We start from the raw sequence: 12929 nt of genomic DNA, 5'->3' as shown, positions 1-12929 counted from the left end.
GTCCGGAGGCGAAAACGGGATCAAAGATGAATGACGGCCAGGTCCAGGCGGCCATAGTCGCCTTCGGCTTGTTCGCCTCTGGGCGGTACATGATGGGTTTTCATCACTTGGTCGCCTTGCAGGGTTTCCAAGTGGATGTCGAAGCCCCAGAGGCGATGCAGGTGCTTGAGCACTTCATCGGTGGAGTCACCCAACGGTTTGCGGTCGTGCGCCTGATGGCGCAGGGTCAGTGAGCGATCTCCCCGGCGGTCGATGCTGTAGATCTGCACGTTGGGCTCGCGATTGCCCAGGTTGTATTGCGCCGCCAGGGTTTCGCGGATGATGCGATAACCGCCTTCGTCATGGATGGCAGGCACCAGTAGGTCGTCTTTCTGGTCGTCATCGAGGATGCTGAACAATTTCAGGTCGCGGATCACCTTGGGTGAGAGGTACTGCAGGATGAAACTCTCGTCCTTGAAGCTGCTCATGGCGAATTTGATGGCGGACAGCCAGTCCGAGCCGGCGATTTCCGGGAACCAACGACGATCTTCCTCGGTAGGGTTTTCGCACATGCGCCGAATGTCGCGGTACATGGCGAAACCCAGCGCGTAAGGATTGATGCCGCTGTAGTACGGGCTGTCGAAACCAGGCTGGAACACCACGCTGGTGTGGGACGTCAGGAACTCCATCATGAAGCCGTCGGTGACCAGGCCTTCGTCGTACAGGTCATTCATCAGCGTGTAGTGCCAGAACGTGGCCCAGCCTTCGTTCATTACCTGGGTTTGGCGCTGTGGGTAGAAATACTGGGCGATCTTGCGCACGATGCGCACGATTTCCCGCTGCCAGGGCTCCAGCAGCGGCGCATGTTTTTCAATGAAATAGAGAATGTTCTCCTGGGGCTCGGCAGGGAAGCGGGCGTTGTCTTTTTCATTGTACTTGTCCGCACCCTTGGGAATGGTGCGCCATAGATCGTTGATCTGTTTTTGCAGGTGCTCTTCACGGTCCTTCTGGCGCCGGCGTTCCTCTTCGGCGGAAATCGGATACGGTCGTTTGTAGCGGTCCACGCCGTAGTTCATCAGGGCATGGCAGGAGTCCAGCAGGTCCTCCACCGCGTCGATACCGTGGCGCTCCTCGCATTGCATGATGTACTGCTTGGCGAACACCAGGTAATCGATGATCGAGCTGGCATCGGTCCACGTGCGGAACAGGTAGTTGCCCTTGAAGAAGCTGTTGTGGCCGTAGCAGGCATGCGCCACCACCAGGGCCTGCATGCAGATGGTGTTTTCTTCCATCAGGTAGGCGATGCAGGGGTCGGAATTGATCACGATTTCATAGGCCAGCCCCATCTGACCGCGGCTGTAGGATTTTTCGGTGCTGAGGAAGTGCTTGCCGTAGGACCAGTGGTGATAGCCCAGCGGCATGCCGACCGACGCGTAGGCGTCCATCATTTGCTCGGCGGTGATCACCTCGATCTGGTTTGGGTAGGTGTCGAGGGCATAACGGTCCGCGATACGGCTGATTTCGCGGTCGTAGGCCTTGATCAGCTCGAACGTCCATTCGGAGCCGGTGGAAATGGGCTGGCGCTTCTGCTCTTTTTTGGCGGTCATGTCACTAACCTGCGCTGGAAGAGTTCACGGAAGACCGGGTAGATATCCCCGGCCGAGACCAGTTGCTGTTGGGCAAATGTGTCGGAAAATGCTTCGGCAATCCGTTCGTATTCGTACCACAAGGCCTGGTGTTCGCGTGGGGTAATTTCCACATAGGTGTAGTACTGGACGAACGGCATGATCTGGTTGATCAGGATGTCACGGCAGATCGGTGAATCGTCATTCCAGTTGTCACCGTCCGACGCCTGGGCCGCATAGATGTTCCATTCACTGGCGGGGTAGCGTTCGGCCATGATTTCCTGCATCAGTTTCAGGGCGCTGGAGACAATGGTGCCGCCGGTTTCCCTGGAGTAGAAGAACTCCTCTTCGTCCACTTCCCGCGCGCTGGTGTGGTGGCGGATGAACACCACATCGATCTTGTCGTAGTTCCGCTTCAGGAACAGGTACAACAGGATGAAGAAACGCTTGGCGATGTCCTTGGTGGCCTGGGTCATGGAGCCGGAAACGTCCATCAGGCAAAACATCACCGCCTTGGAGCTGGGGTTGGGTTGTTTCACCAGCAGGTTGTACTTGAGATCGAAAGTATCGAGGAACGGCACGCGGTGGATGCGTGCGCTGAGTTTCTCGATTTCCGCTTCAAGGTCCTGAATGTCGCCGAAATTGTCGGGTTCTTCGCGTTTCAGGCGGGCTAGTTCTTCCTTGGCTTCGCGCAGTTTGGCCCGGCTGCTGCCCGACAGTGCGATGCGCCGGGCGTGGGCCGAACGAAGGGTGCGGATGATGTTGATGCGCGATGGGTTGCCTTCATTGCTGATACCGGCACGCACGGTCTTGAAGGTGTCGGTACCGGTCAGGTTGCGCTTGACCAGGTTCGGCAGCTCCAGGTCCTCGAACATGAACTCCAGGAATTCCTCCTGGGTGATCTGGAAGACGAACTCATCCATACCTTCGCCGGAGTTGCCGGCCTTGCCGGGGCCTTTGCCGCCACCGCCGCCCTGGGGCCGGGGGATGTGCTCGCCACTGGTGAATTCCTTGTTGCCAGGGTGCACGACGGTCTGTTTGCCGCCGCGACCATGGTGAAGCACCGGCTCGTCGATGTCGCGGCCGGGGATGCTGATCTGTTCGCCGTGTTCCATGTCGGTAATGGAGCGCCGGCTGACCGCCTCTTCGACGGCCTTCTTGATGTGGTCACGGTAACGCCGCAGAAACCGCTGGCGGTTCACCGTGCTCTTGTTCTTGCCATTAAGGCGTCGGTCGATCACATAGCTCATAGGCCCCTCCAGGGGAGCTTCAAGTCGTAAGCCTCAAGCCGTAAGGGGCGTGGCGTCGAGCCTTGGGCTCGACGCCGCTCCCTTGCGGTTGTAGCTAGAAGCTTGCCGCTGCTTACTGCGATTTCCGGACCCGCAGGTACCACTCGGAAAGCAGTCGTACCTGTTTGTCGGTGTAGCCACGTTCGACCATGCGTGTGACGAAATCGTTGTGTTTTTGCTGGTCCTCCTTGCTGGCCTTGGCGTTGAAGCTGATGACGGGCAGCAGGTCTTCGGTGTTGGAGAACATTTTCTTCTCGATGACCACCCGCAGCTTTTCATAGCTGAGCCAAGTTGGGTTCTTGCCGTTGTTGTTGGCCCGGGCGCGCAGCACGAAGTTGACGATTTCGTTGCGGAAATCCTTCGGATTGCTGATGCCTGCCGGTTTCTCGATTTTTTCCAGTTCTTCGTTGAGGGCTACGCGATTGAGTATCTCGCCGGTTTCCGGGTCGCGGTATTCCTGGTCCTGGATCCAGAAGTCTGCGTACAGCACATAGCGGTCGAAGATGTTCTGGCCGTATTCGCTGTAGGACTCCAGGTACGCGGTCTGGATTTCCTTGCCAATGAACTCGATGTAGCGCGGCGCCAGGTATTCCTTGAGGAAACGCAGGTAACGCTCGCGGGTTTCGGCCTGGAATTGTTCCTGCTCGATCTGCTGTTCCAGCACATACAGCAAGTGAACCGGGTTGGCGGCGATCTCGTGGGGGTCGAAGTTGAAGACCTTGGACAGGATCTTGAACGCGAAGCGTGTGGACAGCCCGTTCATCCCTTCATCGACGCCGGCGTTGTCGCGATATTCCTGGATCGACTTGGCCTTCGGATCGGTGTCCTTGAGGTTTTCACCGTCGTACACGCGCATCTTCGAATAGATGTTGGAGTTTTCCGGCTCCTTGAGGCGCGACAGCACCGTGAACTGGGCCAGCATCTTCAGGGTGTCGGGGGCGCAATGCGCCTTGGACAGCGAACTGTTGAACAGCAGCTTGTCGTAGATCTTCACCTCGTCGGTCACGCGCAGGCAGTACGGCACCTTGACGATATAGATCCGGTCGATGAAGGCTTCGTTGTTCTTGTTGTTACGGAAGGTGTGCCATTCCGACTCGTTGGAGTGCGCCAGCAGGATGCCGGTGAACGGAATGGCCCCCAGGCCCTCGGTGCTGTTGTAGTTGCCTTCCTGGGTGGCGGTCAGCAGTGGGTGCAGCACCTTGATGGGCGCCTTGAACATTTCGACGAATTCCATCAGGCCCTGGTTGGCCCGGCACAGCGCACCCGAATAGCTGTAGGCGTCGGCGTCGTTCTGTGGGAATTCTTCCAGTTTGCGGATATCGACCTTGCCCACCAGGGCCGAGATGTCCTGGTTGTTTTCGTCCCCCGGCTCGGTCTTGGCTACCGCGATCTGGTTGAGGATCGAGGGGTAGAGCTTGACCACCCGGAACTGGCTGATATCGCCGCCGAACTCGGCCAGGCGCTTGGTCGCCCATGGCGACATGATGGTATTGAGGTAGCGGCGTGGAATACCGAAGTCTTCCTCGAGGATTTCGCCGTCCTCGGTGGCGTTGAACAGCCCCAGGGGCGATTCGAACACCGGCGAGCCCTTGATGGCGTAGAAGGGCACTTTTTCGATCAGTTGCTTGAGTTTTTCGGCCAGGGACGATTTACCGCCACCCACGGGGCCGAGCAGATAAAGAATTTGCTTCTTCTCTTCCAGGCCTTGGGCGGCATGGCGGAAGTAGGACACGATCTGTTCGATGCATTCTTCCATCCCGTGGAAGTCCGCAAAGGCCGGATAGCGGCGAATCACCTTGTTGGAGAAGATGCGCGAGAGCCTCGAGTTGGTCGAGGTATCCAGCAGCTCCGGTTCTCCGATGGCCAGCAACAGACGCTCCGCAGCCGACACATAGGCACTGCGGTCCTGCTTGCAGAGTTCGAGGTATTCCTGCAGCGAGTATTCCTCTTGCCGCGTGGACTCGAAACGTTGCTGGAAGTGGCTAAAAATGCTCATGACGTCACCTCGCTCGATACGTGGAGCCGGTGTCGGATCAATCAGTCGATGCTGGACAGCCGCTGGGAACCCAGCTGCCGTTTACCCCCCAGAATGCTTTCAAGAATGCAGGTTCCTGAAAGCTGACTCCCGATGACCCGCGCGCCGGTGTACCGGCTCTCCCCTGTTTTGGATGGCCTGAGGCTAAGGATAGTTCGGAATCACGGAGGTAAAGGTGGAATACGTAATTAGTTGTGGCAGACCGTTCGTCTGCCAGTGCTCAAGCCCACGGTTCTCGCGGGCTTGGGACGGCATAAAAAATTATTCGCGAGTGCCTTGCGCTATTTCTGAAGGATAAGTCGTACGCCACAACTCAAAACCGCCGTCCATGCTGTAGACATCACTGAAGCCCTGGCTGACCAGGTAGGCGGCTGCGCTCTGGCTGGAGTTGCCGTGATAGCAGACCACCACGGTAGGTGCGTCGAGGTCGGCGGCCCGGATGAAGTCGGCGATGGAGTGGTTATCCAGATGCCTGGAACCACTGATATGCGCAGCCGCAAAAGTGGCTGGGTCGCGGACGTCGACGATGACCGCGCCTTGCTCGCGCAGGGTCTGGGCTTTTTCCGGGGGGATGCGTTTGAATTCGGTCATGAGGACTCCTGTAGCGCTGGAACGCAACGCCGGTCAAACGGCAGTGCCGGCCGGCGATGGTGCAGTGGTCGGGTGATGGATTTTAGCGTGGCCCTGTTCGTCGCAATCGCAACGCAGTTGCTCGAAAGTATCGACGTTCATCAGCGTCATGGCGCTGCCCCACACGCAGCCGGTATCGAGAGCGAAGACGCCGGGCTCGTCGGATTGGCCTTCCAATGCCGCCCAGTGCCCGAAAATGATCTTCAGGTGACGGGTCTTGCGCTCGCTGTGCTTGAACCAGGGGGCATAGCCGGGCGGTGCGGTCTCGATGCCTTCCTTGCCCTTGAGATCGAGCTTGCCGTCGCGGGTGCAGAAGCGCATGCGCGTAAAGTAATTGGTGATGACCCGAAGACGGGCGCTACCGGTGAGGTCGTTGTCCCATTTGACCGGCTCGTTACCGTACATGCCATCCAGGTAGGGCGCGAACAGATTGTCGTCGCGCAAGGCCTGCTCTACCTCGCCGGCGCATTTAAGTGCCTTGCGCAGGGACCACTGGGGCGGGATGCCGGCATGGACCAGCGCCAGGTTGCGTTGCTCGTCGTAGTGCATGAGCTTTTGCTGGCGCAGCCACTCCAGCAGTTCAACGCAGTCGGGGGCAGCGAGGATTTCGCTCAAGGTATCGGACTTTTTCAGGCGCTCGATGTTCTGCCAGGCGGCCAGCAGGTGCAGGTCGTGGTTGCCGAGCACGCATACCAGTGACTGGCGGATGCTGTAGAGAAAGCGCAGGGTCTCAAGGGACTGCGGGCCACGGTTGACCAGGTCGCCCACCAGCCACAACGTGTCTTTTTGCGGATCGAAGGCGACGCGTTCCAGCAGGCATTTGAGCGGGTCGAGGCAGCCTTGCAGGTCGCCGACCGCATACGTAGCCATTAGTGCAGCGCCCCGGGTACGGCCAGGCGAAAGGGCTTGATGACGGCGTCGAAGCGTGTGCCATCCTCGGCCAGCATCTGGTAGGTACCTTGCATGGTGCCGACCTTGGTGGTCATCACCGTCCCGCTGCTGTAGCTGTGGCTTTTACCAGCGTCGATCAACGGCTGCTGGCCGACCACGCCTTCTCCGCGAACTTCTTCGACATGGCCGTCGCCGTCGGTGATGACCCAATGCCGCGACAGCAGCCTGGCCGGCAAGGAGCCGTTGTTGCGCACAGTAATGCTGTAGGCGAAGGCGAAGCGGTCATGCTCGGGTTGCGACTGTTCTGCCAGAAAACGGGTGGTGACGCTGACGTCGACCTGGTAACGAGGATCAGACATGCAAATAAGGCCTTAAAAACGAAGCGGGACGCGGGCGCGACTCAGGAGATCAGTCTAGGCCAAGTATCGGGTAGTAGACCAGACTGGCGTACTGCCCGATAGCGATCGTCACCCGTTCAGTTGGCGTCGGCTTGCGGGGCGGCCTGTTCGCTGAGCTTGTCGGCCAGGCGTACGAAAGCCGCCAGGTCCAGTTGCTCGGGGCGCAGGCTGCCATCAACGCCGGCGGCTTCGATTTCGGCGCTGCTGAGCAGCAGTTTCAAGGTGTTGCGCAAGGTTTTGCGGCGTTGGTTGAACGCTTCACGCACCACCCGTTCCAGCAGGCGATGATCCTTGGCCGGGTGCGGCAGCACGGCGTGGGGTACCAGGCGGACGATGGCCGAATCGACTTTCGGCGGCGGGTTGAATGCACCCGGACCGACGTTGAACAGGTGTTCGACCCGGCAATGGTACTGGACCATGATCGACAGGCGACCCCAATCGCCACCGCCAGGGCCGGCGGCGAGGCGCTCGACCACTTCTTTCTGCAGCATGAAGTGCATGTCGCGGATCAGGCCGGCGTTGCTCAACAGATGGAAGATCAGCGGCGTGGAGATGTTGTACGGCAGGTTGCCCACCACCCGCAGGCTGTTTGGCGCGGCGTTCAGGCTATTGAAGTCGAACTTCAGCGCGTCGCCCTGGTGCAGGTTGAAGTTGCTCTTGCCGGCGAACTGCTGGTTCAGGATCGGGACCAGGTCCTTGTCCAGTTCCACCACGTCCAGTTGCGCGCCGCTGTCGAGCAGGCCCTCGGTCAGGGCGCCCTGGCCTGGCCCGATTTCCAGCAGGCGGTCGTCGGGTTTGGCCCGGATGGCGCGCAGGATGCGATCGATCACGCCGGCGTCATGCAGAAAGTTCTGGCCGAAGCGCTTGCGCGCGCGGTGTTGGTATTGCTCGGTCATAAATGGGTCTCGGCCATCTGGTAGGCGGTTTCCAGCGCGACTTGCAGGCTGCCGGTATCGATCTTGCCGCTGCCGGCCAGGTCCAGGGCGGTGCCATGGTCCACGGAGGTACGGATGATCGGCAGGCCCAACGTCACGTTGACGGCCGCGCCGAAGCCTTTGTACTTCAGCACGGGCAGGCCCTGGTCGTGGTACATCGCCAGCACCGCATCGCAGTGCTCCAGATATTTGGGGGTAAACAGAGTGTCGGCAGGCAGCGGGCCACGCAGGTCCATGCCCTCGCTGCGCAAGCGCTCCAAGGTGGGTTCGATGATGTCGATTTCTTCACGGCCCAGGTGCCCGCCTTCGCCGGCATGGGGGTTGAGCCCACAGACCAGGATGCGTGGCCGGGCGATGCCGAACTTTTCCTGGAGGTCGGCGTGCAGGATGCGCGTGACCCGTTCCAGGCGTTCCGGGGTGATGGCGTCGGCGATGTCCCGCAAGGGCAGGTGAGTGGTCACCAGGGCCACACGCAGGCCACGGGTGGCGAGCATCATCACCACTTGCGCGGTGTGGGTCAGCTCCGCCAGGAATTCGGTGTGCCCGGAAAAGGCAATCCCGGATTCGTTGATCACGCCCTTGTGCACCGGTGCGGTGATCATGCCGGCGAACGCCCCGTCCAGGCAGCCTCGACCGGCGCGGGTCAGGGTTTGCAGGACGAACGCGGCGTTGGCCTTGTCCAACTGCCCGGAGACGACCGGGGCGCCCAACGGCGTATCCCAGACATACAGGCTGTTGGCGGGCGCCGGAGCATCCGGCCAGGCCCGCGGCGTCACCGGCAACAGGTCGACGACCACCCCCAGTTGCGCGGCCCGCTCAAGGAGCAGGTCGCGACTGGTGATGGCAATCAGGGGATGTGGCTGGGGTTGCGAGGCGAGCAGCAGGCACAGGTCGGGACCGATGCCGGCTGGTTCGCCGGGTGTCAGCGCGAAACGCTTGGGTTTCACTGCGCTGCCTGGTCTGCACCAGGAAGTTTGATTTCAACGTAGGCTTCGTCGCGAATCTGACGCAGCCAGGTTTGCAGCTCTTCGTCGTATTTGCGGTTACGCAATACGGTCATCGCCTGCTGTTCGCGCGCCTGGGTGGTGCTGTCGGTGGCGCGACGGCCAAGGACTTCCAGTACGTGCCAGCCATAAGGGCTCTTGAACGGCTTGGACAACTGGCCTTGCGGCGTATCGGCCATGACCTGGCGGAATTCGGGAACCAGTGCATTCGGGTCAACCCAGTTCAGGTCGCCGCCGTTGAGGGCCGACCCCGGGTCTTCCGAGAAGCTCTTCGCCAGTTCGGCGAAGTCTTCGCCCGCTTCGATGCGGTCGTAGAGCTTCTCCGCCAGGCGCTTGGTCTCGGCTTCGCTGCGAATCTCGCTTGGCTTGATCAGGATGTGGCGAACATGTACTTCGTCACGGACCTGGGTTCCGCCACCGCGCTTTTCCAGCACTTTCAGGATAATGAAACCGCCTGGCGTGCGTGCTGGCTGGGTGATGTCGCCCACGGCCATGGCGCTCAGTTCGCGGTCGAACGGAGGCGGCAGTTGAGCGGGTTTGCGCCAGCCCATGTCGCCGCCTTCCAGGGCGTTGTCGCTGCCCGACTTGGCAATGGCCATCTGGCCGAAGTCAGCGCCTTGCTTGAGCTGCTGGTAGACATCCATTGCCTGGCGATAAGCGCTCTGGATCGCTTCGGAGTTGGCGCTTTCCGGGGTCGGAATCAGGATGTTCGCCAAGTGCAGTTCTTCGGAAAGCTGCATCTTGCCCAGGTCGGAGGCGAGGAAGTTCTTCACTTCCTGTTCCGACACCTGGATGCGTTCGGCGACACGGCGCTGGCGCACACGGCTGATGATCATTTCGCGACGGATCTGATCGCGGGCGTCCTCGTAGGAGAGGCCGTCGCGAGCCAGGGCGGCACGGAACTGGTCGATGCTCATGTTGTTGCGTTGGGCAATGGTGCCGACGGCCTGGTTCAGTTCTTCATCGGTAATGCGAATGCCGGAACGTTCGCCGATCTGCAATTGCAGGTTTTCGACGATCAGGCGTTCGAGCACTTGCTGGTCCAGCACGCCCGGTGGCGGCAGGCCACCGCCGCGCTTGGCGATGGTTTGCTGCACTTCATGGACGCGCTGGTCCAACTGGCTCTGCATGACCACGTCGTTGTCGACAATGGCCACCACTTTATCGATGGACTGTACCGCAGCGTTGGCCGCGGTACCCAGGAACAGCGCGCCCAGCATCAGCGGGCGCAGACAATCAGAAAGCTTGCTCTTCACGTTCACGATAACCTTGGATGCCTTTGTCGAGGAAGCTCTCTACCTTGGCGCCGGTGAGGCCGCCGAGTCCCTTCAGAACAATTTGGAGGAAGATGCCGTGGTCGCCTTTTTCGTTTTCCGGGGCGGCTTGACTGAACTCTTCGTAGTCGACCCAGTAACGGTTGATCAGGCGCAGTTTCCAGCAGCAGTTGTCGTATTCGAAACCACCGAAGGCTTCCAGGGTACGGTTGCGGTTGTAGTCGTACTGCCAGCGGCTGATTGCGTTCCACTGCGGCACGATCGGCCAGATGACCGAGAAGTCGTGCTGCTTGATCTTGTAGTAGTCCTTCACGTAGCCAGGTTGGCCCGGGGTGCCGTAGTCGCCACCGCCCACTTGCCACCGGCCAGTGGTCTGGTCGTAACGAACCAGGTCGTTGCGATAGCGATAACCGGCGTTGATGACCTTGTTCGGGTTGTCTTCCGGCTGGTAGTGGAACATCGCACTGCCCGAGCGAGGGCTGTGGGTGTCCGGGTCCCAGTTGTAGTCGGCGGTGGTGCGCCAGTCGCGGTTCCAACGGTATTCGTATTCCAGCGCGTAAGGCGAAACGCTAGAGTGCGCATCTTCGCGGGTCTTGTAGTCGATACCTGGCAGTTGAACTTCGCGGTCCTTGAAGTAGAAGGCTTGGCCGACGCTGATGCGCTGGCGTTCGAAGCCATCTTCCTGGATCCAGCGGTTGGTCACGCCCAGGGACAGCTTGTTCTCGTCGCCGACACGGTCGGAGCCGGTGAAACGGTTGTCCCGGAACAGCGAAGAATAGTTGAACGTGCTTTCGCTGGTATCGAAGACCGGAATGTCGCTCTGGTCTTTCTCTGGCACATAGAGGTAGTACAGGCGCGGTTCCAGGGTCTGACGGTAATTTTTGCCGAACCACTGGGTATCGCGGTCGAAATACAGGCCGCTGTCGATGCTGGCGATTGGAACGCCACGGCTCTGATTCCTGCTGTAGGTGCCGTTCAGGCGATCGCCTTCAGCGTCCTGGCCGGCGATGTCTCGTTTACCTTGGCTATCCAGATCCAGGTCGTATTGGGTGTACTGGTACTTGAGCGACGGCTTGATGAAACCGTAGCTTGCATTCATCGGCAGGCTGACAACGGGTGCCAGATTCATCCGATCGCCGGTAGCGCGAGCCAAGCCCCGGACGTTCTGATCCAGGAACGGCTCGGTGTCACCGTTTTCATCCGTATAGTCTCCGGTTCTCAAGTCACGATCGAACCGCACGAACTCGGTGTTATAGGCAAAGTCCAAACCACCCGGATGCTGTGGCAGTGCACCGTTGAAGGTGATCTGTGGCAAACGGTCATAAGGCGTGATGTTCGAAATCGAGGCCATTTGATAGGCCTGGACGTTCAAGCGCGCCGCATACGTATCACCACGATAGCTGACCGCACCCTGCTGATTTACAAAATCCCTGGATTCCACGCCAATCTGGTCGGTCTGCAAATCCTGGAAGTAGTAAGGGTCGCTGATCTTGGTGTAGTCGACTTCCGTCAGCACACGCGAATCGAGCCCGCCCTTGTGCTGCCAGTTGTACATGTAGCGAGTCTTGCTGTAGTCGGTCTGCTTGGCGCGTTCGTCTTCTTCATCGTTGAGGTACGCCGCGCCGAACTGACCTTCGCTGGACTTGGTCAGGTAGCGGAACTCGCCTTCCATCAACAGGCCACGCTTGCTCATGTAGCGCGGGTACAACGTGGCATCGTAGTTCGGCGCCAGGTTGAAGTAGTACGGTGTGACCAGCAGGAAGCCGGTGTCGCTGCCGCTGCCGATGGTCGGCGGCAGGAAGCCGGACTGGCGACGGTCGTCGATCGGGAAATAGATGTACGGCGTATACAGGACCGGGAAGTCCTTGACCCGCAGCGTCACGTTGGTCGCGGTGCCGAAGCCGGTAGCCGGGTTCAGGGTGATGTTGTTGCCCTTGAGCGTCCAGGCGTTGCTGCCCGGTTCACACGTGGTGTACGTACCGTCCTTGAGACGGATGATCGCGTTTTCGGCGCGCTTGGCGTACAGCGCGTTACCGCGGATGCGCGACTTGTGCATCACGTATTCGGCGTTGTCGACCTTGGCTTCGCCGGTGTCCAGCTGTACATCGGCGTGGTCGCCGACGATCAGCGCACCGTTGTCGCGAACCCGCACGTTGCCGCTCAGCTCGCCACGGTTCTCGGCCTGGTACAGGCTGGCCTCGTCGGCCTCGACCTGCATGCTGCCCTGGCGCATGACCACGTCACCGGCCAGGGTCGCCACCTGTTCTTCCTGCTGATAGCGTGACGCCTTGGCGCCGAGGAACGTGGGCGCATCGCTCTTGGCGGTCTTGTCATTCATGCCAGGACGCGTCGGCTCGATATAGGCGCCGGCGCAGTAAGGACCGGTTTCAGCCAACTGCGCCGGGGTGAGGTTCTCTCGTGGAACCCAATCCAGGTGGCTGTAGTCTGCACTGCGCGACTTCAGGCCGCGGCCCTTGGCTTCGGTAACGAGCATCGGCTTTTCGCCGGCTTCCTCGCCCGAACGGTTGTCGGCTGGCGCCGCGCCGCTGTCGGAAACCGCACTGCCGTCGTGCACAGGGCGCGGCGGCAACGCGGCGGCCGGTGTCTTGGGCGCACAGTCCCAGGCACCCGAAGCGGAGACGGAGCAGTCATACTGCTGCGCCGCGACGACGAATGAAGAGGCCAGGGGTTGCAGGGCCAGCAGACTGCCGGTGACCAGCAACGGAAATTTTTTACGAAACGCGGGGGATTTCAATGCCATCTTATTAGTCCGGGCTTCCTGCGTGCCATCTGCCCGCGGTGTGGGCCGCACGCCTCTCGATGGTCTGAAAAAGATGCTGGATAATAAAGCATGACCCGCTTGACGGCT

At 60.2% G+C, this 12929-nt stretch carries 10 protein-coding genes; all 10 read right to left on the bottom strand.

What is annotated here, in order from left to right; genetic code table 11:
- Window positions 1-20 precede the first annotated feature (20 nt).
- Entirely contained in the window at window positions 21-1586 is a 1566-nt protein-coding gene (locus tag AC515T_RS26430) for a SpoVR family protein (protein ID WP_496530577.1), read from the bottom strand.
- A complete protein-coding gene (locus AC515T_RS26425) occupies window positions 1583-2854 on the bottom strand; it encodes a YeaH/YhbH family protein (RefSeq protein ID WP_496530576.1) in 1272 nt (423 codons plus the stop codon). The genes AC515T_RS26430 and AC515T_RS26425 overlap by 4 nt, the downstream gene beginning before the upstream one ends.
- Window positions 2855-2966: 112 nt before the next feature.
- Entirely contained in the window at window positions 2967-4889 is a 1923-nt protein-coding gene (locus AC515T_RS26420) for a PrkA family serine protein kinase (RefSeq protein WP_496530575.1), read from the bottom strand.
- Window positions 4890-5189: 300 nt separating this feature from the next.
- Window positions 5190-5519: a thiosulfate sulfurtransferase GlpE gene (gene glpE / locus AC515T_RS26415; RefSeq protein ID WP_496530574.1), complete on the bottom strand. Its 330-nt coding sequence runs from the start codon at window positions 5517-5519 to the stop codon at window positions 5190-5192.
- A 33-nt stretch (window positions 5520-5552) separates the two neighbouring features.
- Window positions 5553-6428, bottom strand: a complete 876-nt coding sequence (locus AC515T_RS26410; RefSeq protein WP_496530573.1) for a symmetrical bis(5'-nucleosyl)-tetraphosphatase — start codon at window positions 6426-6428, stop codon at window positions 5553-5555.
- Complete coding sequence (gene apaG, locus AC515T_RS26405; protein ID WP_053125932.1) at window positions 6428-6808, bottom strand: Co2+/Mg2+ efflux facilitator ApaG/CorD; 381 nt, start codon at window positions 6806-6808, stop codon at window positions 6428-6430. Before apaG ends, AC515T_RS26410 begins: the two co-directional genes overlap by 1 nt.
- Before the next feature lie 116 nt (window positions 6809-6924).
- Window positions 6925-7743 (bottom strand): 16S rRNA (adenine(1518)-N(6)/adenine(1519)-N(6))-dimethyltransferase RsmA, encoded by an 819-nt coding sequence (rsmA, locus tag AC515T_RS26400; protein WP_496530572.1) that lies wholly within the window; start codon window positions 7741-7743, stop codon window positions 6925-6927.
- Window positions 7740-8729 (bottom strand): 4-hydroxythreonine-4-phosphate dehydrogenase PdxA, encoded by a 990-nt coding sequence (gene pdxA, locus AC515T_RS26395; RefSeq protein WP_496530571.1) that lies wholly within the window; start codon window positions 8727-8729, stop codon window positions 7740-7742. The genes rsmA and pdxA overlap by 4 nt, the downstream gene beginning before the upstream one ends.
- Entirely contained in the window at window positions 8726-10042 is a 1317-nt protein-coding gene (gene surA / locus AC515T_RS26390) for a peptidylprolyl isomerase SurA (protein ID WP_496530570.1), read from the bottom strand. Before surA ends, pdxA begins: the two co-directional genes overlap by 4 nt.
- Window positions 10023-12821 carry an LPS-assembly protein LptD gene (locus AC515T_RS26385; protein WP_496530569.1) on the bottom strand — a complete coding sequence of 933 codons (2799 nt, stop codon included), beginning with the start codon at window positions 12819-12821 and terminating at the stop codon, window positions 10023-10025. Before AC515T_RS26385 ends, surA begins: the two co-directional genes overlap by 20 nt.
- Window positions 12822-12929: the final 108 nt, after the last annotated feature.

This window comes from Pseudomonas sp. FSO-7, assembly GCF_059579345.1.
Note: the sequence above shows the minus strand (reverse complement) of the source record. Positions and strands in the feature narration are given on the sequence as shown.

Excerpts from the sequence above, each read along its gene's own strand:
- AC515T_RS26430 (WP_496530577.1), bottom strand. The coding sequence starts at position 1,586 with ATGACCGCCAAAAAAGAGCAGAAGCGCCAGCCCATTTCCACCGGCTCC.
- apaG (WP_053125932.1), bottom strand. The coding sequence starts at position 6,808 with ATGTCTGATCCTCGTTACCAGGTCGACGTCAGCGTCACCACCCGTTTT.
- rsmA (WP_496530572.1), bottom strand. The coding sequence starts at position 7,743 with ATGACCGAGCAATACCAACACCGCGCGCGCAAGCGCTTCGGCCAGAAC.
- AC515T_RS26385 (WP_496530569.1), bottom strand. The coding sequence starts at position 12,821 with ATGGCATTGAAATCCCCCGCGTTTCGTAAAAAATTTCCGTTGCTGGTC.
- glpE (WP_496530574.1), bottom strand. The coding sequence starts at position 5,519 with ATGACCGAATTCAAACGCATCCCCCCGGAAAAAGCCCAGACCCTGCGC.
- AC515T_RS26425 (WP_496530576.1), bottom strand. The coding sequence starts at position 2,854 with ATGAGCTATGTGATCGACCGACGCCTTAATGGCAAGAACAAGAGCACG.
- AC515T_RS26410 (WP_496530573.1), bottom strand. The coding sequence starts at position 6,428 with ATGGCTACGTATGCGGTCGGCGACCTGCAAGGCTGCCTCGACCCGCTC.
- AC515T_RS26420 (WP_496530575.1), bottom strand. The coding sequence starts at position 4,889 with ATGAGCATTTTTAGCCACTTCCAGCAACGTTTCGAGTCCACGCGGCAA.